General features: G+C 45.9%; 19 protein-coding genes. All 19 read left to right on the top strand.

Annotation, left to right across the window (positions count from 1 at the left end; genetic code table 11):
• Positions 1-38 precede the first annotated feature (38 nt).
• The 19 genes from GC093_RS12325 to GC093_RS12235 all read left to right on the top strand — a co-directional run bounded on the left by GC093_RS12325 (position 39) and on the right by GC093_RS12235 (position 24,051).
• Positions 39-1,493 (top strand): sulfatase family protein, encoded by a 1,455-nt coding sequence (locus tag GC093_RS12325; protein ID WP_312886513.1) that lies wholly within the window; start codon positions 39-41, stop codon positions 1,491-1,493.
• A gap of 36 nt (positions 1,494-1,529) precedes the next feature.
• Entirely contained in the window at positions 1,530-3,362 is a 1,833-nt protein-coding gene (locus tag GC093_RS12320) for an ulvan lysase-like protein (protein ID WP_171652172.1), read from the top strand.
• Positions 3,359-4,483: a glycoside hydrolase family 88 protein gene (locus tag GC093_RS12315; RefSeq protein ID WP_171652171.1), complete on the top strand. Its 1,125-nt coding sequence runs from the start codon at positions 3,359-3,361 to the stop codon at positions 4,481-4,483. The genes GC093_RS12320 and GC093_RS12315 overlap by 4 nt, the downstream gene beginning before the upstream one ends.
• A gap of 241 nt (positions 4,484-4,724) precedes the next feature.
• On the top strand, positions 4,725-5,642 hold the full coding sequence (locus tag GC093_RS12310) for a carbohydrate ABC transporter permease (RefSeq protein ID WP_171652170.1): 918 nt from the start codon (positions 4,725-4,727) through the stop codon (positions 5,640-5,642).
• Positions 5,643-5,654: 12 nt separating this feature from the next.
• On the top strand, positions 5,655-6,491 hold the full coding sequence (locus GC093_RS12305; RefSeq protein WP_171652169.1) for a carbohydrate ABC transporter permease: 837 nt from the start codon (positions 5,655-5,657) through the stop codon (positions 6,489-6,491).
• A gap of 45 nt (positions 6,492-6,536) precedes the next feature.
• Positions 6,537-7,835 carry an ABC transporter substrate-binding protein gene (locus GC093_RS12300; RefSeq protein ID WP_171652168.1) on the top strand — a complete coding sequence of 433 codons (1,299 nt, stop codon included), beginning with the start codon at positions 6,537-6,539 and terminating at the stop codon, positions 7,833-7,835.
• Between the two features lie 27 nt (positions 7,836-7,862).
• Complete coding sequence (locus GC093_RS12295) at positions 7,863-8,477, top strand: YesL family protein (protein WP_216624606.1); 615 nt, start codon at positions 7,863-7,865, stop codon at positions 8,475-8,477.
• A gap of 48 nt (positions 8,478-8,525) precedes the next feature.
• Positions 8,526-9,731, top strand: coding sequence for an ROK family transcriptional regulator (locus GC093_RS12290; RefSeq protein ID WP_171652166.1), 1,206 nt, complete (start codon positions 8,526-8,528; stop codon positions 9,729-9,731).
• 94 nt (positions 9,732-9,825) lie between these two features.
• Positions 9,826-11,277: a sulfatase family protein gene (locus GC093_RS12285; protein ID WP_171652165.1), complete on the top strand. Its 1,452-nt coding sequence runs from the start codon at positions 9,826-9,828 to the stop codon at positions 11,275-11,277.
• 4 nt (positions 11,278-11,281) lie between these two features.
• Positions 11,282-12,787 carry a DUF3604 domain-containing protein gene (locus GC093_RS12280; protein WP_171652164.1) on the top strand — a complete coding sequence of 502 codons (1,506 nt, stop codon included), beginning with the start codon at positions 11,282-11,284 and terminating at the stop codon, positions 12,785-12,787.
• Positions 12,788-12,919: 132 nt separating this feature from the next.
• Positions 12,920-14,737: a sensor histidine kinase gene (locus GC093_RS12275; RefSeq protein ID WP_171652163.1), complete on the top strand. Its 1,818-nt coding sequence runs from the start codon at positions 12,920-12,922 to the stop codon at positions 14,735-14,737.
• The gene (locus tag GC093_RS12270) at positions 14,730-15,509 is read left to right on the top strand and encodes a response regulator transcription factor (protein ID WP_171652162.1); all 780 of its coding nucleotides are present in this window, start codon (positions 14,730-14,732) and stop codon (positions 15,507-15,509) included. Before GC093_RS12275 ends, GC093_RS12270 begins: the two co-directional genes overlap by 8 nt.
• Before the next feature lie 119 nt (positions 15,510-15,628).
• Positions 15,629-16,702, top strand: a complete 1,074-nt coding sequence (locus GC093_RS12265; RefSeq protein ID WP_216624605.1) for an ABC transporter substrate-binding protein — start codon at positions 15,629-15,631, stop codon at positions 16,700-16,702.
• 269 nt (positions 16,703-16,971) lie between these two features.
• Positions 16,972-18,060, top strand: a complete 1,089-nt coding sequence (locus GC093_RS12260; RefSeq protein WP_171652161.1) for an ABC transporter ATP-binding protein — start codon at positions 16,972-16,974, stop codon at positions 18,058-18,060.
• On the top strand, positions 18,047-19,741 hold the full coding sequence (locus tag GC093_RS12255; protein WP_312886512.1) for an ABC transporter permease: 1,695 nt from the start codon (positions 18,047-18,049) through the stop codon (positions 19,739-19,741). The genes GC093_RS12260 and GC093_RS12255 overlap by 14 nt, the downstream gene beginning before the upstream one ends.
• 71 nt (positions 19,742-19,812) lie before the next feature.
• A complete protein-coding gene (locus GC093_RS12250) occupies positions 19,813-21,030 on the top strand; it encodes an extracellular solute-binding protein (RefSeq protein WP_171652160.1) in 1,218 nt (405 codons plus the stop codon).
• Between the two features lie 24 nt (positions 21,031-21,054).
• Positions 21,055-21,909, top strand: coding sequence for a protein phosphatase 2C domain-containing protein (locus GC093_RS12245; RefSeq protein WP_171652159.1), 855 nt, complete (start codon positions 21,055-21,057; stop codon positions 21,907-21,909).
• Positions 21,910-22,124: 215 nt separating this feature from the next.
• The gene (locus tag GC093_RS12240) at positions 22,125-22,814 is read left to right on the top strand and encodes an ABC transporter ATP-binding protein (protein WP_171652158.1); all 690 of its coding nucleotides are present in this window, start codon (positions 22,125-22,127) and stop codon (positions 22,812-22,814) included.
• A gap of 16 nt (positions 22,815-22,830) precedes the next feature.
• The gene (locus GC093_RS12235) at positions 22,831-24,051 is read left to right on the top strand and encodes an ABC transporter permease (protein ID WP_171652157.1); all 1,221 of its coding nucleotides are present in this window, start codon (positions 22,831-22,833) and stop codon (positions 24,049-24,051) included.
• Positions 24,052-24,168 lie beyond the last annotated feature (117 nt).

Below are 24,168 nucleotides of genomic sequence, written 5' to 3'. Positions count from 1 at the left end.
ATGGCATTTATTTAGATCCTTAAAGGAGAGTGTTGCTTGTGTCCAGAACCCGCAAACCGAATGTAGTCATCATCATGGCGGATCAGCTTCGATATGATGTTGTCAATGAAACGTATACTCCCAATATTTATCGTCTACAGCAGGAAAGTGTCGTATTTGATCGGGCTTACTGCGCATCGCCGCTGTGCGTGCCGGCGAGAGGAAGCTTTTTCTCCGGAACGTATCCGAATGTCAACGGTTCATTAATCAACCCTTGGGAGCCGCAGGAGGCTGAGCATGGCAAAGTCCGTCCTGGGACAACGAACCTGTACCAGCTGATGGAGGATGAATGGGATAGCTGGCATACCGGAAAACAGCATTTTTACATGGATGACATCCAAGCGAGTGCTAGCAAGACACATTGGCATACGCTGGAGGGTAATTATGATGCTTATTTGAAGGCGAACGGAAAGCGGCATCCCGGCGGTCCTTCCTTCAAGGGCGGAGTTCCGGAAATGGCTTTTGGCAAAGTGACCCGGCGCAAAAGGTATTCCATACCCAAGACGGGCTGCTTTGAAGAAGGCTTGGACTATTTTTACGACGGTTATATCACCCGCACGACGATAGACGCTATCCGACAGCGCGATCCGAACAAGCCGTTGCTGGTTAATGCGATGTTCGTTGCCCCGCATCCACCGCTTGATATTCCGGAGCCGTGGTACTCGATGTACAAGGATGCCGAGCTTCCTGAAAATGTCGGTCAATGGGCGAAAAGCCAGTCTCCGCTTCAGCTATACAATCTGCCTGGCATCATAGGTGGAAGGTACAGCAGAGAAGATTGGCAGCGTATTTGGCCTGTATATCTGGGCTTGGTCACATTGCTGGATCATTGTGTAGGCCAGATTGTAGACGAATTAAAACAGCAGGGCATTTATGACGATACCCTTCTAGTCTTTACAAGCGATCATGGGGAAATGCTCGGTTCGCATTGTTTATACCAGAAAATGTGTATGTATGAAGAGTCAGTAAAAACGCCGCTGCTATTCAAATTTCCTTCTCATTTTGGGGTGGAACCGAAGCATCTGGACGAACCGGTTAGCGCGGTGGATGTGCTTCCGACGTTATGCGATTACTTGGGAATAGCTGAGGGAGATGCGGCGTTTTCCGGAGTTTCTTTGCTGAAGGCGATGCAGGGAGAACCGATAGAGCAGCGTGATTTGTATATTCAGTTTGACGGGAATGGCTCTCGAAGTAACTTTCAAAGATGTGTATTGCGCGGGGAGTTTAAATTGATTGTGGATCTGTTTAAGGATGAGCTGTTTCTTGAGCTGTATGACGTCGTCCACGATCCGCAGGAGCAAAGCAACTTAGCGTTTGGGGAACCGTACCGTGAGCAGATTGAAGATATGCTCTCAGGTTTGCGGCAGCATATGGAGAATACGAATGATTTGCTGTGTCTGTCAGATGATGCGTATGAACAATTCATTCAGATGTATGCCAGCTTTCATGCGTAGACCGCGTAACCGGGTTCGGTTGAGAGGAGCATTGCGTTGACGGAAAATTACTTATTCCCGCTATTGCAGCATTGCTGCGATACATTGATCGATCATCAGGAGCTAGCGGACACAGCTTGGCAAGGGGGCATTCGTTGTCCGGCATGCCGGACTGTTCACGGACGGTGCGGGGATGCGATTTTCCCTTTGTATTACATGTATACAGCGACAGGAAATTCTAATTATCTGAAATCTGCACGGCTACTGACCAGCTATATAGGTTCCGTGCAGCAGCCGGACGGGGCTTGGTTGAACGAGCTGGCCGGGGATTGGAAAGGAACAACGGTGTTCCAGCTTCTGTCGCTATGCCATGCTTACGATCTTTTGAGTAAGAACGGGGAACAGACGGAAGCGGATACGTTAAAAGATTTGATTGCTTCTTCCGCACTATGGGTGTCCCGTATATTTGGAAACGGCGGAAAAACAAACGTCAATTATTATCTGACATCTGCCGTCGTTCTCCAGTGGGCAAGCGTGATTGTATCCATTCCACATTATGCGGAGCAGGCGCGGCTGCTGATCGAACGCTACGGGCTTGCTAATATGACTGGAGACGGATTTCTTCTGGGGGAAAAAACGAACCAGCGACCATTCAGCCGGGTAACAAGTACAGTGGATATTGGCTATAACATGGATATGAGCTTGGGCGCTATGGCGGAATATGCCATTTTGACCGGGAATGAGCATGTCAAGGAAATGACTGTGCATGCACTGAGAAAGCATATGGAAATGATTTATCCGGACGGATCGATGGATAATTCATTCGGCAGCAGGAACTACAAATGGACCTTGTTCGGAAGCAAGACGGCCCATGGCTGTCAGATGGCTTTTATGATGCTGTGCGACGAGGATCCGGCATTTTACAAAGCTGCTGAGCTCAATGCAGCCTATGTTAAAGAGAGCATCGGGCCAGGTGGAGGCATGTTTGGTTATGGCCCTCATTATAAGGAGCTATTCAAGCAGAGCTGTATCCACGCCACCTTCAACAAGGCAGACGCGTTTGCTGTTGCTCTTACCTATGGGAAAGAACCGGCGCGGAAGGATGCCCTAATTCCATCACAAGCTATTTTTGGGGTAAGGGAGTATGCGTCTCTCGGGGTCCATCATATGAGGACTCATCAATGGATGGGCACGGTGTCGTGCTATCATGTTCATAATGCACCGACAGGAGGAACGCTCAGTTATTTGTGGAATGCGGCAACCGGGCCGGTTCAGATCGGAAGCGTGACGAAATATGAACGGTATGAGCCTTATAATATGCCAGCGTTTCCTGCTATGGAGGAAGAGCTTACAACACCGAGGATTGAAGCGGTAAGACAAGGGATAACTTATAGCAATTTATATGAATATGAGGCTTATGCAGCCTCATCCGTGAATGAGGACCGACCTGAGGCTGAAGTGCACGGGCAATTGAAATACGAAGCTGACTGCATCCAGTATGATTGCGGAATTTCTTACAAGATCCGTTACACCTTTTATGATTCATTTATAGAAAAAATATATGACATGGACGTCCGTCTGCCATGCGAACAAATTAGGATAGTTGAACCAATTGTGTCGGGGGCTAACTGCGCTGCATTAGAAATGGGAGAAGAAATCAACATTCCATCCGGTAAAGGGAACGTCATTCAAGTTTCTGGCTGGGGAGTGGGCTTTCAATTGGACAGGGAATCGTTAACGGAACAAGCAGTGTCCGTGTTTCCGTCTATCCTTGCTGTCCCTCTTAAATGGCGGACAGGTCCGCTCATTCCAGGGCAGTATTCATTTCGAGTATCAATTCGGTTGGACGAACCCGGTGTTCCTACTATGAAAGGGGATGTAAAGGAATGAGTGAAGCATGGATTGAACAAGCATGGAATAAGGTCACGGGAAAAATCGGGCTGACGAGTCCTCTAATAGGCTCTGGCTTTCCGCATGCCTCCATAGATGGTCGCTATGACAGCACCGAGCCGAATAAATGGACGTCCGGGTTTTGGCCGGGATTACTGTGGTTAGTATACCGAGATAACGGCGATGAGAGCTTGCGGCAGCTTGCTGAAGAATGCGAGTTAAAGCTGGATACGGCGATCGATGATTATGAGAAGCTGCATCATGACGTTGGTTTTATGTGGTGCCTAAGCTCGGTGGCCAATTACAAAGTAACCGGCAATGAGCTGTCAAGAAAACGCGCACTGAAGGTTGCGGGCTGGTTGGCTGGGCGCTTCAATATTAAAGGCAAATTTATTAGAGCATGGAACGGAAAAGATTGGGGAGGACTTGAGGAGAATACAGGCTGGGCGATCATCGATTGCACCATGAATCTTAGTCTGCTCTTCTGGGCCTCTGAAGTAACCGGTGATCCACGGTTTAGACATATTGCCATGGAGCATGCGGATACGGTACTCCGTGAATTTCTTAGACCAGATGGTTCTGTTCATCATATTGTTTGCTTTGATTCTGAGACCGGCGAGCGTACAGGCGCACTCGGTGGACAAGGCTTCAGTCCGGAATCAGCTTGGGCAAGAGGTATCGCTTGGGCTGTGTACGGCTTAGCTATTTGCTACTCCTACACGAAGGAAGACAGATATTTGCACGGAAGTCAGCGTGCGGCTCATTTCTTCCTGTCTAATTTGCCGGAGGATCTTGTTCCTCCTTGGGATTTCAGACTTCCCGCATTGGAAGGCGCGCCCCGGGATTCATCTGCTGCCGTTATTGCAGCCGGGGGCATGCTGCTCTTGAGCGAGCAGCTCCCGACTGAATATGGGACTATGTACCGATCATCGGCTGAACGTATACTCAAATCCGTAACGAATCATTACACGGTGTGGGATTTGCAGAATGAAGCCATCGTGATGCACGCGACAGGCTCGTTTCCAACGGGGAAAAACATCGATGTGCCGCTTATTTACGGAGACTACTTCTATGTGGAGGCATTGGCTAAGCTTCGCGGGCAAACGGGTATGTTTTGGTAATCGGTACTAACAGTTAAGACATGCTCTAGGAAAAAATCAGGAGGGCATACGACTCTCTTGGTTTTTTGCTGTAGCTGTATCCCTTGTCATGTTTAAGAATAAAACCTATATAATTTCATGTTGAAATAATATAAAGGGGGTGCTATACTGATCCAAGAGGAATTAAAGGTTATTTTGGCTTTAATTCCTTGAATTATCTCTATATATATTTACAGTGAAATTAAATAGACTATGAATGGGGGTGAGTAACATTAGAAATCAGGTACGTGCACATTTTAAGAAGAGAGGCTACAATCTTACGGAAACGGTTTCAGGATATATGTTTTTATCCCCTGTTATAGTATGGATTGGCGTTTTTATGGCTTTTCCTCTTTATTACATAATATATTTAAGCTTTTTCGAATGGAATTTGATTGATCCAAATAAAACATTCATTGGTATTGGCAATTATACACGTATGTTTTCGGATAGAGAGTTTATGAGCTCTGTCTATCATACGTTTTATTTTACCTTGATGAAAACGGTATTTTCCGTTGCTGCCGCACTTGCAATCGCTTTATTGCTTAATCAAAAAATTCGCGGCATTGTTGTCATCCGGGGCTTTTTCTATTCTCCTGTCGTTGTCTCTATGGTTGCCGCCGCGATGATATGGGGATATTTATTCGATCCCAATATCGGTCCGCTGACGCAATTGTTCCAAGCAGCCGGATTAACCTCCCCTCAGTGGCTGGATGATCCGAAATGGGCATTGAATTCCATTATCATTATGAGTATATGGAAAAACATGGGGTACTATGCGGTTATATACTTGGCTGCGCTTCAAGGAATTTCACATGATTATTATGAGGCAGCAGCAATTGATGGAGCACGCAGCTTTTCGAAATTTTTACATATTACATGGCCTTTGCTTATGCCGGCCTCCATGCTGGTTATTATTATGACGGTCATCCACGCGTTTCAAGTTTTTGCTCAGGTGTACGTAATGACTTCGGGAGGGCCACTCGGCAGTACGAATGTGATGGTGCATTACCTTTATGAGGTAGCTTTTCAGCATTTTGAAATGGGCTACGCTAGTGCGATCGGATTTGTTCTGTTTTTGCTTATGTTCGCGGTAACGCTCTTTCAATTTAAGTTAATGGATAAGAAGATAGATTTTTAATGGAAAGGACAGTTGGCTTTGGTTGAAAAAGGGAAGGGCTTCAAATCGTTGTTCACTTCTGTCATTGCTTATGTGTCGGGTATATTAACGTTGTTTCCTTTTCTCTGGATGCTGTCTACATCATTTAAAAGTCAGCAGGAAGCGCTAATTTCCGGTATCAGTATCATTCCGCAGACGTTATTGCTTTCGAGCTATGCGGAAGCGCTGCAGAAAGCATCGCTCCTGCACTACGTCTATAATTCTTTGGTGGTTACGGTTGGTTCCACTATTGGAGTTGTAATTACATCTCTAATGGCAGGTTATGCGTTGTCCAGAATGCATTTTCCAGGCAAAAAAATAATTTTCATTATCATTCTCGGTACGATGCTAATTCCTCACCAGGCGACAATGGTTCCCAGCTTTTTGTTAATGAAAACATTTGGTTGGGTGAACACCTTCAAAGCGTTAATAATTCCGTTTCTTGTATATCCGTTCGCAGTGTTTTTGATCCGTAATTTTTTCCTTTCTATACCGAAGGAGCTTGAAGAGGCAGCTTATCTGGATGGATGCAACCGGATGCAGACCTTGATTCGAATCATCATTCCAATTTCCAAGCCTGCGATTGCGAGTGTCATTATTTTTAATTTCACGTATATATGGAATGATTTCTTCTGGCCGCTTGTTATGACGACATCCACCGAAATGCGTACCGTACAAGTGGGGCTTGCATTGATTAAAAGTGAATTTTTGCTGCAATGGCCGTTACTGATGGCTGCTACCGTACTGTCTTCTATTCCGATCTTTATTGTGTACATAGCGTTCCAAAGGTTTTTCGTAGAAGGATCGGTCTCCTCAGGAGTTAAAGGGTAATCCGAAATGGGAATTTATTTGCAACTAATAAAAGGGGTGAAGATAATGAGGAAAATGAAATGGTCTCTTGCTGTTTTACTTACTAGTTCCGTAGCATTGTCAGCTTGTAGCGGCGGCAGTGCACCTGCAAAGAATGAAGCTAACCCAAATAAAGGTAAGCCTGCGGCAAAACAAACGGTCAACTTCTTATATGCGCTTGCAGGGGCCAATGGTGAGATCGTACAGTCTCTGGCCAAAAAATTTAATGAATCGCAGGACAAATACACCGTGAATCCGACCTTCGTACCGCCTGATCAGCGCATGGAAAAAATATTTACTGAGATTGCAGCCGGTTCACCACCCGACTTATTTACAGCAGGTCCCCCGGATATAGCAGCCTTGAGAGGCTCCAAAGGACTTATGACCATTGACGAATTAATGAAGGACAAGCCTAAGAAAATTAAGGCCGATCAGTTTTATGAGTCCTTACGTCCCGTTATTATGAAGGACGATAAGATGTGGGGAGTACCAATTAGTGCGGGTGTGGCAGCTTTGTATTACAACGAAGATTTGTTCAAGCAAGCAGGTTTAACGAAGCCGCCGGAGACATGGGAAGAAGTGGTTGAGTATGCCAAAAAACTGACGGATCCAAGCAAAAACCAGTGGGGGCTGCTGCTGCCAACGAAGGAAGTATTGTTTACTAATAACCAGTGGTCTGCTTTTTTATGGCAAAATGGCGGGGATTACTTTACTCCGGATATGAAGCAAGCGACGTTCAACTCGCCCAAGGGCGTAGAAGCCTTGCAGCTATGGGTTGACCTTGTACAGAAGCATAAAGTAACGCCATTGCAGCAAATGGATGAGAATACGATCACCCAAACTTTTGCAACGGGTAAGGTAGGCATGTTTATCGGCTTCCCGCTTTGGATCACCCAATCGAAAGCATTCCCATTCGTCACAAAAACAGCTCAATTGCCGAAGCGTGAAAAAGCGGCCACGTATTTAGGAGGATGGTATTTAACGGTTCCATCCGAATCTAAAAACAAGGATGGCGCTTACGAGTTTATTCAGTTTTTGCTGCAGCCTGAAAACTCAGCCGCATGGAATATCGGAATGGGCAGCTTGCCAACTCAACCGGCGACACTGCAAACGAAAGAATATCAGGAATTTGTTTCGAAAACACCATTGGTAGAGCCTTTCTCCAAATCATTAAACGAAGCTATCGCACCACCACCGACTGAAAACTATTCCAAGGTCGGAACAACGATTTCCAAGGCTATTGTGAAGGCTTTGTACGGTAAATTAACACCGCAGCAAGCTTTGGACGAGGCAGCACAGGAAGCGAACAAATTGCTGCAAAAATAATTGGAAAGCCAATTGGGGGCAAACGGTGTGAAAGCGGAAAAAGCGAATCGTTTTTTTGAGTGGGTAATGAATTTAGCCTTATTAAATTTTGTTTGGATTATGTTCAGTTTACCCTTGGTGACGGTTTTTGCCTCAAGCGCAAGCTTGATCCAAACCATCCAAATGTATCGGAATGAGAGGAACAGGGAAAGTCTCCTCCCCTATTTCTGGAAATCATTTGTAAAGCAGCTGCTGCCTGCCACTTGTCTTGGAATCGTGATGCTTTTTTTGCTGATGGTTGTTGCCTCCAATTTCCTGTTTGCGCACAGCTTTGCGGCAAATAAATGGGTGTACACCGCGCTGTTCGCTTGGTCTCTGTTCCTTAGTGCATTATACGTGTCAACCTTGCTCTTTGTACTTCCTGTCTGGGTCTCATGCGGACTTGGCGTTATTAAGACCTTGAAACAATCGTTGGTTTATAGTTTACGAAAGCTGCCGCAGGCGCTTTTGATGAGTGTGGGAATTAGTTTCATTGTTTTGCTTTTGTATTTTGTACCCATCTTGATCCCAATCATCGGCTTCAGTTTCTTAGCTTTTCTGATCGTTTTGTTTGCGGATAAAACTATAGGAAGTACGGAGCAGTCTGTACATATAGACTTGTGATTAAGGACTGTAGTAAGATTAATAAAAATCGTCCATAGGGTGGCCGCAATGATCAATGTGTTTCATGTAGGGAAAGAACTGAATATTAAAAAGGTGATCAAGTTCATCAGGGATAAGGGACCTATTTCGCGTAAGGAACTATCCGATGCAATGGACATTCCCCAACCGACGATAACGAGAATTATTGAGGAGCTTCTAAAGGAACAGATCATCAGAGAAGCGGGTACGCTCCCTTCCAGTCGAGGGCGCCGTCAGGTTCTGCTTACCTTGAATGCCCAATGTTATTATTCCATTGGTGTGGAAATTGGCAGAACTGTTGTAAAATCGGCGTTAGTTGATTTGGAAGGGAACTTAATTCAATTTGAAGTAAAGCCGACGACAAAAGCTCATAAAATTGCCGACGTCATCGAATACTTACGGGAAATACCCGGACAGTTGCTTAAACAAGCTAATGTAGATGCTTCCAAATTGCTTGGCGTTGGCGTCGGAATTCCAGGCTGGCTGAACGAGACCAAAGAGGGATATATATCGCCGTCGAATTTTTATGGAGAAACGAAAATTCCGCTAAGGGCGATGCTTGAAGAGGCTATTCCTTTTCCTGTTATCATTGATAACAATGCGAACGTTGCGGCTCTTGCGGAGAAATGGTTCGGCAAAAGCAGAGGTTCAACCGATTTCGTATACATCTTGGCCGACTTGGGAATCGGAAGCGGCATCATCGTCCGCGACAATCTGTATCGCGGGTTGAGTGGAAAGGCTGGCGAAATAGCCCATACAACCGTCGATATCTACGGCGAGCCGTGCACTTGCGGCAATTATGGGTGTCTGGAGACGCTGGTATCCATCCCGAAGGTCGTGGACAGAATGAAAAAGATGTTAAAGCTTGAAGGACGGAGCGAGCTGCATTACTTCAATAATGACATAGACACTGTTGAGCTTGAAGACATTATCACCGCTATGGAGAAAGGCTCTATTCTAGCCAAGAAAGCGTTGGAGGATACAGGGACCTTTCTGGGAGTTGGCGTATCCAATGTGATTCAGCACTTTGCACCCGAAATGATCGTTATCGGAGGAAGGCTAGGTACCTGTCATCCTTTTTTACTTGAACAAATCAAGAAAATGGTGGCAGCCAGGGAGATGAATGTTTTCTCTAGAAAAACGGCAATTGTATCCTCCGATATGAAAGAAGTTATTGTATTAGGGGCTGCGGCCCAAGTGATTGACGACTCCTTTTCCTTATACTCGCTTTTATAGTTTGGCACAAAGCTCTAAGGAGAGCTTTGCTTCTTTAATTAAATTCATTGTGAAAGTAAATCATACTGTTGAAATACGGGGTGGAGGAATTAAGATGAGAATTATTTATTTGGATATCGATTCTATTAGACCGGATCATATGGGATGCTACGGCTATTCCAGGAACACGACACCCAATCTGGATAAGATCGCGTCACAAGGCGTTCGCTTCAATAATACCTATTGTGCGGCATCCCCATGTGTTCCTTCCCGGGCTAGCTTTGTATCGGGTCGATTCGGAATGAACCATGGAGCTTTAACCCACTGGGGGCCAGGGGGGCAGTTCCATTATCCGGAGGGAGATTTCCACAGTAAGGAAGTGCCTTTCTTTACGCGGTATCTACGCGAGGCGGACTACCGGACGATCACCTTCTCTTCATTCGGAGACCGGCACCATGCTTGGTGGTATTTTGCCGGATGGAATGAGGTTCACACGCATACGTTAAAAGGCGGCAATGAGGATGCTCATGAAGTCAATGCGTCCGTCCTTCCTTGGATCAAACAAAATGGTAAGGAGGAGAATTACTTTCTCCATATCCAATATTGGGACCCGCATTCCAAATATACCTATCCGCCAAAGTATGCCGAGCAGTTTGCCGATGAGCCTGCGCCAGCTTTTCCTGACGAAGAAACGATACAACGTCATCGCCGGGACAGCCATCCGAGATCGGCGACCTTCCTTCACTGGAGCGATGATTACAGCAAAATTCCGAAGGAAACGATGCCGCTTGAAATTGCCGATCGGAACGATTACCGCAAGCTGATCGACGGCTTCGACGGAGGCATTTCTTACATGGATGCTTGCGTAGGTGAAATAGTAGAGGCATACCGCGAGCTCGGGATTGAGGATGAAATATGCTTCATCATTAGCGCGGATCATGCAGAATCCTTCGGCGAGCAGGGGATCTATCTCGAACATGGCATGGCAACGGAATCGGTGCATCATATCCCATTGATTGTAAAGGTTCCGGGTGTGACCAAGCCGGGGCATGTGAATGATGACCTGATCTACAACGTTGATGTGATGGCTTCGGTGGCCGAGCTGTTGGGGCTGGCAAAGCCATCAGGCTGGGATGGTAGGTCATTCCTCCCGGCGCTTCGCGGAGAAGAGATGGAAGGGCGGGAATACATCGTACTGGAGCATGGCTTGTACGCTTGTCAGAGAGCCGTGCGTGACCAACGGTGGTATTTTATCCGTACGTATCATGAGGGAATGTACGAATTCGATGAGGTCGTGCTTTACGATTTGCAGAGCGATCCGAATCAAACCGTTAACGTGGCCCAAGAGCATCCGGACATCATCGAATTGATGGAGCAGCGTTTGGAACATTGGGTGACAGAGAACTTGAACAAAACAGGCCGTGCAATCGATCCTATGCAGGAAATTATCCAGACAGGCGGACCTTTCCGCTATATGCTGCCGGAGCAATGGGTTGGAAGGCTGGAAAAAGCGGGATGGAATAAGCAAGCGGAAGCATTAAAAATGAAATATTCGGGGAGAGAATAGGCATATGAACATTTATTGGGGAGATATTCACAATCACTGCGGGATCAGCTATGGATACGGCAGCTTGGAAAATGCGCTGAAGGCGGCCAGGGGGCAGCTTGATTTCGTTTCAATTATTGGCCATGCTTCGTGGCATGACATGCCGGAAAGAAGCAAGGAGCTTGAATTCCTTATTGACTTTCATGAGAAGGGCTTTGCGAAGCTGGCATCACGCTGGGAGCAAATAATGGAGACGGTAAATAAAGCAAACGTACCTCACGAATTTGTCACGTTTCAGGGATATGAGGCACATTCCAGTGAGTATGGCGATCATCATATTCTATGTAAGGAAGATGATATGCCATTGTTTCAAGGCATTTCACCTTATGAGGTAGTGAATGCTCTTAAACCGAGGGAAGTTATCGCAGTCCCCCATCATGTCGGCTATACGCCTGGATACCGCGGAGGCAATTGGGAAACGTTCGACTCCACAATCAGTCCAATTGTTGAAGTGTTCTCTAAACACGGCTGCGGAATGTCAGATGACAGCACACACCCGTATTTGCATGATATGGGTCCGAGGGATTCGCGGAGCACAGTGCTTGCTGGAATCCGTAAAGGACTCCGCTTCGGGTTTGTAGGTTCTACGGATCACCATGCAGGGTATCCAGGATCATATGGCGACGGCCGCATGGCGGTTCTGGCCAAAGAAAAAACGCGGGATTCCATATGGGAAGCTATGAAAGCTCGCCGTACTTACGCTGTGACCGGTGATAAAATACAATGCGGGTTTCAAATCAACGGTGCGGATATGGGCAGCGAGATTCAAGCTGCGGGCGATCGGGAAGTCCGTTTAGATGTGAAAGGCTGTGACCGTCTTGATAAAATCGTTGTTTATAAAAACTTTCAGCCATGGCAGACGATTACAGGTGAATCACTGATTAAGCGATCCAATCCTTCTGCCGGAAAATATAAGGTACGCGTAGAGATGGGCTGGGGTGACTCCAAGGATGGCTACTTTTGGGAAGGGGAAGCCAGCATTCAAGGCGGGATAATGGAATCGGTTGAACCCTGCTTTAGAGGACGCAGTGTGCTAGCTCCAACTCCCGAGATGAAGGACAACCCGAATCTTAATGAGCTGCATAATGAACTGCTTGAGCACACGGAAACGAAGGTTTCATGGACCTGCACGACCTTTAAAAATCCGACAACCCTGCATTCCCATACAGCTGCTTTGATACTTGAAATTAATGGCGATACCTCGACGATCATTGAAGTAAATTTGAACGGGAAGCAGTTATCCGCAACTATCGGCGAGCTGCTGCAGGGAAGCCGCAGCGTTCATCTTAAGGCGCATAATTCGGAGGCGATTTTATTCCATCGCGCTGTTCCTGAGTACGAGTACAGCTTTAGGGAGGTGTGGACGGATACTGATGCTGGAGCATCTGAATGTGATGTTTATCATGCGGAAATTCGTCAAACGAATAATCAGTTTGCTTGGATTTCACCGATTTACGTGCTGACACCTTAAAGCTAAGGACCACAATACGACTAACCCTCGTATTGTGGTTTTCTTTTTCTCGAGCTCTTCCGGAAATACTCCCACTTGACGTTTTTCACAACGGGGCTTAATGTGTGAGGTATGAGGGGGGAGGTACCGAGCATGAACGGTTTGCTTCGCAGTATACAGCGATTTTTTTTCGGCATTAATTTGCAAAATAAGTTTATTTGTTTGTTTCTCCCTCTGGTTATTATTCCGTTATCGCTGCTCGGCACATTTTCATATTATAAGTCGTCCGAGGTCGTGTTAAATCAAGTCTGTCAGACGATATTGGAAAATTTATCGCAGGTTAACTATAGCTTGAATTATTTTGTTAAGGATATCGAACAGCTTACCATGTACATCTACAGCAACCGTGAAATCCAGGAAGTCTTATCGAAAGATAAAAACCGTTCACTTGCAGAAAAACATCAAGACCGGAAAAAAATGCAAGATATTCTGGATTCGCTGCTAGGTTTTAAAAACTGGGATATTTCCATTTATCTGATGGGAGAAAACGGCGACAGATATTTTACAAGTGATCTGCTGCCATCCCAATATGATGAATTCAATGTCAACTGGGGACTGTTCCGGAGAATGCGGCTCGGCGGAGGAAATGTAGTCTGGGATACTCATTACAACATGAAGAAGATGGATGACTTCGGGATTGTGTTAAGCAGCGGAAGGCTATTGAAGAAAATTGATACCAATCAACCGATCGGTTATGCTGCCATCGATATTATGGAATCGGCGTTAGCGGACAAGTACAACAAAGCCCATTTGGAGAACGGTGGACAGGTGCTGCTGCTGGATCGCAACGGTTACGTTATTTCAAGCACACCGTACAAGCACCAGATCGGCACCAAGCTGGACGCTCCGTACTTAGAACAAATATTGAAGGGGATAAAGGGGTACTTTAAGCTAACTCTTGACGATGGGTCCGATGGAATGGTTGTTTATGATACATCTGAATTAACCGGATTTAAGCTGATCAGCATCGTGCCGGTTACTTCACTTAGCAAAGCCAGCTTGAGCATTCGAAATTTGACGCTGTTCGGTATCAGCCTGGGATTCATCATTTCCTGCTGGTTGGCCTATATATTGGCTTCGAACATTACCCGGCCTTTACGTAAACTCAGATGGCTTATGTTTGAGGTTGAAAGCGGTAATCTTAATGTGGCATTCTCTTCAAAATATAGGGATGAGGTTGGGCAGCTAGGGCTCAGCTTTAATGCGATGGTGCAGCAAATCAAACAGCTCATTGATGAGGTGTATAAGAAGCAGCTGATGGTTCAGGAGGCTGAAATAAAAGCGATTCAAGCCCAGTTTAATCCACATTTTCTATATAACGCACTCGACTCTATTAATTGGATGGCACGGATTCATAAGCTGGATAACATAAGCAAGACAGCCATTTCGCTTGGGGAGCTGCTGCGATTTAGCATACGTAAAGGCAATCCTTTCATCCCAATTCGTGAGGACATTCAACAGATTCGTAATTTCCTGTTTATTCTAAAAATGCGGTATGGGGATAAATTCGATGCCGAGATCGAAATGGAAGAAGGGATTGAGCAGCTGTACACGTTGAAGCTGCTGTTTCAGCCTATTGTTGAAAATGCGGTCACCCATGGGTTAGAAATGAAGCTCGGAAAAGGACTGCTGCAAATCAAAGGCACAAGAGCAAACTCGAGAATTCGGTTTGAAATTAGAGACAACGGTGTGGGTATGGTGCCTGATGTGGTAAAGCATATTAAAAACGGTCACTTCTTGACGAGTTCAAGCGAGAAAACGGGAATAGGCCTTGAAAATCTTCGTAAGAGGCTGGAGTTATACTTTGGCCATGATTTCTGTTTTGATATTGAGAGCGTTTACGGTGAGGGAACAACAGTAATTGTTGAGATTCCCATCGTGACGCAGGCTGGAGGAGAGAGGCTTGTTTAACCTTTTCATAGTGGAAGATGAATGGCTTGTTCGGGAAGGACTGAAGCAAACGATCCCATGGCATGAAGTGAATTGCCAAATTATCGGGGAAGCAAGCGATGGTCTTAATGCGCTTGATCTGCTCCAATCCCTTGCTCCGGATATTTTGTTAACTGATATCCGGATGCCGGCAATGAACGGTATTGAACTGGCCGAGCAGGCCGTCAAGCTGTACCCGCATCTAAAGGTTGTTTTTTTAACAGGATTTGATGATTTTAGCTATGCCCAGAAAGCGGTCAAATTAGGGGCGGCGGACTTTGTGCTGAAGCCAACGAATCCGGAAGAGCTTGTCGAAGTGTTTACCAGGATTACGAACCAGCTAGTCGGGGAACGGAAAGTGCTTGCTGAGGCGGGGGAATGGAATCGAATTCACAAGAGTGTATTGGAAAGCAAGGAAAACAGCGGGTTTAAGGAGGTTGAGCAATACATTAAGGAGAAATATGGCGAAGATATTACCCTTCAAGGCATGGCGGATCGCTATAATATGAGCGAAAGCTATTTTAGCAGATTGTTCAAGAAACAGATAGGTGTAAGCTTCCTGGATTATTTGACTGATCTTCGGGTAAATCACGCCAAGGAGCTTTTGTTAAATCCCCGCCTTAAAATATACCAAATTGCTATTCAAGTAGGATATCAGGATTCCCGTTACTTCAGTCAGGTGTTTCGGAAATACACTGGAGAAACGCCATCGGAGTTTCGAAAACGATATGATATTGAGGTTTTTCCGCTGTAAAGCGGATTTTTTTGTGCAAAAATTTTAACAAAAATGAAATTCTGTCACATTGAAAGCGCTTCAAATGAGCTGTAGTATTACGAGTATAATAAACAACGCAATTAGAGAGGGGTATAAACATGAGAAAATCCGTTTCAACGATTCTAACGGCTATTCTGCTATCGGTATCTTTAGTCGGCTGTGGAGGGCAGCCGGCCGCTACGGACAAAAAGCCGGAGGCACCGGCAAGTCCTAATGCTTCCCAACAACAGCCAGCACCTAAAAAGGGAGGCAAGCTGACGCTGTATTCACCGAATGCCGCAGAAGTGAACAATCCGATAGTTAAAGAATTTCAAGACCGTACAGGCATAGAGGTGCAATTGATTTCAGGTGGTACCGGCGATTTGCTCAAACGTGTTCAGGCCGAGGCGGCTAATCCGCTTGGTGATGTATTCTGGGCAGGTGGTGCGGATTCCCTGGAAGCCTACAAGAAATATTTTGAGCCATATAAAACTAAGGAATTCGATAACTTGTCCCCGCAGTATGTGGATAAGAATAATGTGTGGACTCCGTTTGCCGCACTGCCAATGATTATTATGTACAACAAGGATTTGGTAAAGCAAGGCGAAGAACCGAAGAGCTGGAATGATCTGCTGGATGCCAAATGGAAAGGTAAAATCGCTTTTGCAGACCCTGCCAAATCCGGATCCTCTTATACGCAATTAGTGACTATACTGACCGCTTATGGTAAGGAAGACAAGGGCTGGGACTTCGTTAAGAAATTTGTGACTAACTTGGATGGTAAAATTCTTTCCGGGTCGGGTCTTGTGTATAAGGGTGTAGCGGAAAAGGAATTTGCTCTGGGCGTGACTTTGGAGGAAGCGGCGCTTCGCTATGTTGAGGGCGGTGCCAAGGTTGGGATCATTTACCCTTCGGAAGGCACTTCTGCCGTACCGGATGGAGCAGCAGTAATTAAAGGCGCTAAAAACATGGATCAAGCTAAGCAATTCATCGACTTCCTGGTTGGCAAGGATGTTCAAGCTCTAATTCAGAAAGAATTCAAACGCCGTTCTGTTCGCAAGGACGCTGAAACCGTACAGGGAGTGGCACAAACCAAAGATATCAAGCTAGTTGATTACGATTTCGATTTTGCAGCAACCAAAAAAGACGATATCATCAAGCGCTTTGGTAAAATCGTAACCGGTCAAGAATAAAGAACGACTAAACCCAAGCGGTGCCTTACTTTAAGTGCGAGTTCAAAAAGTCAGCTGTTCAGCACCGAGAAGGTTGCGAGAACCTGAAGAAGGTGGAGCGGAGTGTGTAGGCAAAGCCTACATGAGCACCGGACTTCGAGGGTGAACGCAAGATTCGATGCCGAATATGCTTCCTGAGTTACTTCGTGACCAATAGGGGACTTTTTGAACAACCTCTTCAAGCTAAGGCACCCTTTTTTTCAAGCAAGCAACGTATTGGAGGAACGATTATGCAAAAGATTGTTTTTGAACATGTAACCAAATATTTTGGCGGTCACCGGGCAGTGAATGATGCTCATTTTACGATAGAGGAGGGAGAATTTTTCACCTTGCTGGGACCGAGCGGATGCGGCAAAACGACGCTGCTTCGTGCAATTGCCGGGTTTTATCGGCAGGAGGAAGGAAGTATATACTTCGGAGCTCAGAAGATCAACGACGTCCCTACCCACGAGCGAAATATTGGCATGGTGTTTCAAAACTACGCCATCTTCCCGCACATGACCGTGTACGAAAACGTGTGCTACGGGCTAAAAGCACGCGGCATTCCCAAGAAGGAAATGGAGCAGCGGGCGATGGAAGCGCTTGAGCTTGTAGAGCTGACGCATCTGCGGGACCGCGTCCCCTCCGATATGAGTGGCGGCCAACAGCAGCGAATTGCGTTGGCTCGGGCCATAGTCATCCGTCCCGGCCTGCTGCTGATGGATGAACCGTTGTCCAATCTGGACGCCAAGCTGCGGATCAAGATGCGTTCGGATATACGCAGATTGCAAAAAGAGCTTAATATTACCACAATCTATGTCACACATGATCAAGAAGAGGCTCTGGCTGTATCAGATCGGATTGCGGTAATGAGCGAAGGGCAAATCCAGCAAATTGCCTCACCTCAAGATATTTATGCGTATCCTCAGAACCAGTTTGTTGCCAATTTTATCGGAACCTCCAACTTTTTGGAAGGGGAGTGTATGGCAAACGGGGAAGAAGCCACGGTCCACTTATTGGGTGGAGAGTTTCGTTTACGGACTAACAAGACTTATCAAGGCAAAGTGATATTCGCGCTTCGTCCGGAGAGAATTAAGCTTCAAGCCAACCAATCTGATAATACGCTTGCAGGCCAAATTGAAAGCGTTACATTTCTTGGAGAAAAAGCGAGCTACTTGATCCGTTTAGCAGAAGGTATGCTAATCGATGTGCAAGAGCACGCTATCGAGCCGCATTCCTTGAGGAAAGAGAAGGATACCATCTTCGTAAATCTCCAGTTGGACAAAACAACCATGTTTGACCAGAGCGGGAAGGAGGTCCTGTATCGTGCATCCTTCTAGTATGACACCGAATGCTGGACGTTTCGCATCAGGTCTAAGGCTTCGGTTAAAGGGCTGGGATTTCTGGACCTGGGTCACGGTTGTTGTGTATGTTTTTATGTTTGCTTTCATTGTATACCCTTTGTTTTCGCTGCTGTTTAACAGTTTTTTCAATGACAAAGGCTTGTTCTCCCTTGAGAATTATGCCAATTTCATTAAGCTGAAGTATTTTTATAGCGCCTTATGGAATAGCTTGAAGGTATCCTTTTTTACTACCATTTTTGCCATACTTATCGGTGTTCCGCTAGCCTATGTGAATGCCCGTTATGATATCAAATGCAAGGGACTAATTCAGATCATGGTAATTATGTCCCTGCTGTCCCCGCCGTTTATCGGCGCTTATTCGTGGATATTAATGTTGGGGAACAACGGGTTTCTGACCAACTTTTTACACAGCCTTGGAATCCCTTTCTCCTCCGTTTATGGGTGGAAGGGCATCGTATTCGTATTTACGCTGCAGTTTTACCCGCATATCTTTTTATATGTGACAGGTGCTTTGAAAACCATTGACACCTCGCTTGAGGAAGCGGCTGAAAGCTTGGGACGCTCGAGCTTTCACAGGCTGCGGACCGTAACACTGCCGCTTATTTTCCCTACACTTTCCGCAGGTGCGTTGATGGTGTTTATGGCGGCATTTGCCGACTTCGGCACGCCGATGCTGCTTGGGCAAGGCTTTAAGGTGCTGCCAATTCTTGCCTACGAACAGTTTATTAGTGAAATGGGCGGAAACCCGGCCATGGCGAGCACGCTTAGTGTCATTCTTATCGTCTGCTCCACCGCAATTTTGTTTTTGCAGCGTTATTTTGTGTCCAGAAAAAATTACAATACAAGCGGAATGCGAACGCCGAAAATTAAACAGCTTAAGCGACTGCCGAAGTTTTTCTTTACCGCTGCCGCACTTTTTGTGGCTTGTGTGTCCATGATCCCGCAGGCGACAGTCATTGTAACTTCATTTATCAAAACAAAGGGGCCGGTTTTTCAATCGGGGTTCAGCCTGGGCAGCTACAAAGAAATTTTATTCCGTGTGCCTAAAGCCATCGCTAACACTTACACCTTTTCCTTGATCTCGATAGTTATTATGATTGTCATGGGAATGTTGATTGCCTATGTTTTGGTTAGACGCAAATCGAAAGTCACGGCTATGCTGGATGGATTGCTCATGATACCCTACGTCATGCCGGGAACCGTACTTGGGATAAGTCTTATTATTGCATTTAACAATCCTCCGTTTGTATTAACGGGTACGTGGGTTATTCTGGTTATTGCTTATGTCGTGCGCAAGCTGCCCTACACTATTCGTTCGAGTACGGCGATTCTGCATCAGCTTGACCGTAGCGTGGAGGAGGCCTCGATAAGTCTTGGCGTTCCGCCAATGAAAACTTTCTTCAAGACAACAGGTCGTTTAATGGCACCTGGCGTGTTGTCCGGGGCGATCCTTAGCTGGGTTACAACGATCAATGAGCTAAGCTCCACCGTCGTTCTGTATTATGGTGCAACGGCAACGATCTCCGTTACGATTTATAGTGAAGTATTTACATCTAACTATGGGACTGGTGCGGCACTCGCATCTATGCTGTCGCTGAGCACTTTGATTTCACTCTTAATTGCCAACAAGCTAAGCAAAAAAGGGCTGCAGCTGTAATCCATCCATGCTTCCGCGCTTGAACCATGCTACAATGAGGCGTAAGACGCTGGAAACATGGAGGTTAAATCGTGAGGAAACAGCAGTGGCTACTAGCAATAGCCGTCTTATTAACCTTCGTATGCGCAGGGGCAGGTTATTTTTTATGGTATAACCCACAGGACAAAGCATCCCCCCGCAAAGATATAGAAATCGTTACGCTCACCATCTGGGTTTACAGTAAAGAATGGAGTCAGCTTCTTACCGACTTTCAGCGGAAAAATCCGCAAATCAGCATGGATATTCGAACCTTTCGATCCAGTGAACAACTATTGAATGAATTGGTAGCTGCGGTATCGGCGAATACTGGACCCCAGCTGGCTGAGGTACACAGCTTTTATGGAATCACACAGCTGGCTGATAGCGAGGCGATCGTTCCTTTGGAAAATTGGGTAGACTCCAGCCTTATAGTGCCTGCCTTTTCCGCACCGTTTCAGTATAAAGGTCACGAATGGGCTGTCCCGCTAGGCGGGAGCCTGCCGGTACTTTTTTACAAAGAAGACTTGTCTAAACGTGAAGTGATGGAGCCGAGGGTTTATGCCGGGTGGGATGAGGTAATAGAGGCTGCTGAGCGTATGATCAAGGATTCGGGGAATGGAGCGGAAGAAAAAAACGGACTCGCCATAGATACCGAGCTGCCCTGGTACTTCGAAAATTTATATTATAACCCTGCTGATCAAAAGGAATGGGAAACGGCAGGACCGGCCTTAGCATTATGGGAAGACTGGGTTCATCGCAGAAAAGTGATGGAACCGCTTAATCACCATATGGCTGCCAGTAAGTTTATTAACGGGAGAGTCGGATTTTTCGTATCCTCTTCCGACAAGCTTCCCATTGTTGAACGTTATGTTGGCGGTAAATTTGTGTTTCGAATGAGTGATTTTCCACCGTTGACAGGGCAAGGGATAGTACCCAAAGTTGACGGGATGGTTGTCCTTAAGTCAGACAGTACGAAAGAAAAGGCTGAGCAGGCTTTCATTCGCTATATGATGGAAGATCAAACTCAAATGAATATATGGAGAAATATGGGTATTGTTCCTTCAAGAATTGAAACCATTGGAAAATTGAGGGAAGGCAACACAGACCCTCAAAGAAAAAGGCTGCTAGACGCCGCTTTATTGCTAAGGGCCAAGTTCCCATCTCCGATGGATAGTATCCGATGGAAAAAGAGGAATGAGGTATTGGAGCAATTGGAATTATTGCCCGGCCGCCCCCTAACGGAGTGGGAGCAAAAAATGGTTATTCCATAAAGCCGTAAGAAAGGAACTAAACATATGAATATTGATACGATCTCCATTAAAGGCAGTGGAGAATGGAATGAAGATGCGCTGATCATGAATGAGGGTTTGCGCATTTATGGAGTATTGGATGGAGCCACTTCTATACATCCCTACCGGGGGCCCAATCAGGAAACAGGCGGGTACTTGGCTTCCTCATGCATAAAGCATTATCTGGAGGATTTGCGGGCGGAGGAAGTTAATGGTACTACGTTGAAGCAAGTAGTCATTCAGGCTAATACGCGATTAAGGGATAAAATGGTGGAGGCGGGAGTAAACGTTGCCGACAAGATATCTTTGTGGACTAGTGCACTAGCGATGATTCGTATCCACGAGCGTAGCATAGATTTTGCCCAAGTCGGAGATTGTATGATTGCAGCTGTTTATGCAGATAAGACCGTTCGCGTCATATCGCGGGATCAAGTAGCGCATATTGATCAGGAATCCAAGCGAATCTGGGAGGATGGAATTCGTAACGGCATTACTAACCGCGAGCAGCTATGGGAAATGGTAAAGCCCGTTATTATAAAGAATAAATCCCGGATGAATACCATGGATGGATATTCGGTATTGAGCGGTGAGCCGGAACTAGCTGACTTTGTGGAGTACGGAACTCTCAATCGTATAAACTTGAAGGCAATTCTTATGGTGACGGATGGCTTATTTCATCCAGTAGAGCGCGGAAGCACCGATTCGGGAGGGCTGGAAAGACTGGTCCAATCGGTTATGGAGAAATCATTATCCTCGTATGCGGATTGGTTGATATCTTTAGAGGTTGAGGACTCTAATTGCCAGAAATACCCACGCTTTAAAGTGTCGGATGATAAGACGGCAGTTTGGATACAATTTTAATAAATAGTGACTGTATATAAGGGATAGGTCAAATGGAGTTATCATTTGTCTGTCCTTTTTTGTTGTGAATGAGCAAAAGATGATTTATTTGGTATTGTGTTTTATAATTCGATAGGAGAGCATTTCTATTCCATACTATCACGATCGACGCTTAGCGTTATTGCCAATGCAGGAAGGAAAAGTGAGTATAAGTGATAGAGGAACGATTAGAAGTTTTGAAAGTACATATTGAGCAAGCGGGATACGAGGGACAATCGGATGTCATCAAAAAGATCCATTTCGACGTGCGGCAAGGCGAGCTTGTGGGATTGTTGGGTCCTAATGGTGCGGGCAAAAGTACAACGATCAAAAGTATTCTTGGTTTGCTGAAGGATTTTAAAGGTGAAATTTCCTTCCTTGGTGAACGGAGGAGCTACGCGTATATTCCTGAGCATCCGATTCTTTATGACGAGCTGACGCTATGGGAGCATATGGAGTTTGCAGCTGCTGTGTATGAGCTGGATAGAACCGTTTTTCTAGATAGAGCGGATGATTTATTGCGCCGTTTTAGGCTTTTGGATGAAAAGCATCATTTGCCGGGGAAATTCTCCAAAGGAATGCAGCAGAAAATTATGCTGATCCTTGGATTTCTTAACAAGCCGGATGTGTATATAGTGGACGAGCCCTTTATAGGACTGGATCCAAAGGCGATAAAGGATTTCTTGGGTATGCTGGATGAGGAACGAAAGCGTGGTGCGGGCATCCTGATGAGTACACACGTGTTGGATACAGCTGAACGCATTTGTACCTCTTTCGTGCTTCTCTCGGGTGGCAGGCTGGTGGCTAACGGTACGCTGCAGGATATTCAAAAGCAGTGCGGAATGCCGGATGCGCCCCTATTCGATTGCTTCCACTCCTTACTATGATGGGGGGCGGGGCATAATGACGAGCAGCTTGAGGCTTTTTATTCGTAGAGTTCTATCGGATTGGAATTATCAATATCGTGCGCTGCGAATAGCAGTCGACTGGATTATAGCTTTATATTTTGTAATACCCTTGATACTTGTCGTAGGCTATCAATACTATTCATGGTGGCAAGCTCAGCCTGCATGGTTTAGCTGGATACCCCTCTCTTTGGTTACATTAATCTTCTATCTATTTACTTGGGCAGGGACCATCCGATTCTTTGTTGAGGAAGGGGATCAGCTTTTTCTTAGGCAGAACGAAAGCTGGTTTAAGCATTTGATGGTTCTCGGCTGGAGATACTCGCTTATTCTTCAAGGAGCTACTACTTTACTGCTATTTGCTGTGTTCCTTCCTTTATTAGTTCGAACCTTCGGCTTTAGTACGGCGCAAGTTGCGTGCCTGTTTATTTTTACCTATCTGCTAAAAGTAAACTTGGGAATGGCTAGACAATTGCTAGCCCTCAATTTGTACGGAATTGTTCTTTGGTTAGCACGAATTGTTATGTTTGCGGGTGTTTTCTTCTTGTACCAAGCTCCTGTCGCTCACTTAAGTGATAGGTTTGTTTATAGCTGGATAGGCGTACTGCTCTTACTTGTGCTGTTCGTGTTCTTGAGCAAATTACGGTTTCGGCAAAAGGGAGCTTTCTTCGCGGATATCGCCCGGGAAAGCGATTCGCGGATGAGGATTGTATCCATCCTGTTAATTCGAGTTGTAAAGAGAAGGATCAAGCCAACTCGCAAGCATCCTCTATTGTTCGGAAGATCTCAACGCTTGTTCCGCGGAACAGGGGCGAGCAGCGGTCTATCTGATTTCTTAACGAAGTCCTTCTTCCGTAATGGTACACAGTGGAGGCTTACTATTCAGTTTGTACTCGTAATGAGTACCGGTTTGTTTTTCCTGCCAGGACCGCTTAAAATTATCATCTGGATAGTCGCGGCCTGCCTTCTAGCCTATTGGAGAAAGCAGTTCTGTAAGGAAGAATTATCCGCACCCTTTCTTAAGCTGTTTGATATACAAGATACGGCCAAGCACCAAGCCCTCCAAGCAGCTATGCCTATTCTGGTGCTGCCGGCTCTTTTGCTAATAAGCTTATGTGTGGGCATCTCTTTTTTCACATGGTGGGGACCTCTTCTGATGCTAGGAGCTGCGATTCCTTTGGCTTATGGCACATCTTCAGTTTTTACAAGCTGGTATTGAGTTGTGAAGTCTACTACTATATAAGCAGAAAAAGCGAGCTGCTGAGCACTCGCTTTTTTTGTGTTTGTGTGAGTTTTAATCGACGTACTTCGAGATACTTATTAGGGTAGCGTGCCG

It is taken from the genome of Paenibacillus foliorum (assembly GCF_013141765.1).
GTDB lineage: Bacteria > Bacillota > Bacilli > Paenibacillales > NBRC-103111 > Paenibacillus_S > Paenibacillus_S foliorum.
This window is presented reverse-complemented; position numbering and strand designations above follow the sequence as displayed.

What these genes read in the sequence shown, in the direction of transcription:
- GC093_RS12315 (WP_171652171.1), top strand. Translation starts at nt 3,359, where the DNA reads ATGAGTGAAGCATGGATTGAACAAGCATGGAATAAGGTCACGGGAAAA.
- GC093_RS12300 (WP_171652168.1), top strand. Translation starts at nt 6,537, where the DNA reads ATGAGGAAAATGAAATGGTCTCTTGCTGTTTTACTTACTAGTTCCGTA.
- GC093_RS12290 (WP_171652166.1), top strand. Translation starts at nt 8,526, where the DNA reads ATGATCAATGTGTTTCATGTAGGGAAAGAACTGAATATTAAAAAGGTG.
- GC093_RS12285 (WP_171652165.1), top strand. Translation starts at nt 9,826, where the DNA reads ATGAGAATTATTTATTTGGATATCGATTCTATTAGACCGGATCATATG.
- GC093_RS12280 (WP_171652164.1), top strand. Translation starts at nt 11,282, where the DNA reads ATGAACATTTATTGGGGAGATATTCACAATCACTGCGGGATCAGCTAT.
- GC093_RS12275 (WP_171652163.1), top strand. Translation starts at nt 12,920, where the DNA reads ATGAACGGTTTGCTTCGCAGTATACAGCGATTTTTTTTCGGCATTAAT.
- GC093_RS12265 (WP_216624605.1), top strand. Translation starts at nt 15,629, where the DNA reads ATGAGAAAATCCGTTTCAACGATTCTAACGGCTATTCTGCTATCGGTA.
- GC093_RS12260 (WP_171652161.1), top strand. Translation starts at nt 16,972, where the DNA reads ATGCAAAAGATTGTTTTTGAACATGTAACCAAATATTTTGGCGGTCAC.
- GC093_RS12245 (WP_171652159.1), top strand. Translation starts at nt 21,055, where the DNA reads ATGAATATTGATACGATCTCCATTAAAGGCAGTGGAGAATGGAATGAA.
- GC093_RS12235 (WP_171652157.1), top strand. Translation starts at nt 22,831, where the DNA reads ATGACGAGCAGCTTGAGGCTTTTTATTCGTAGAGTTCTATCGGATTGG.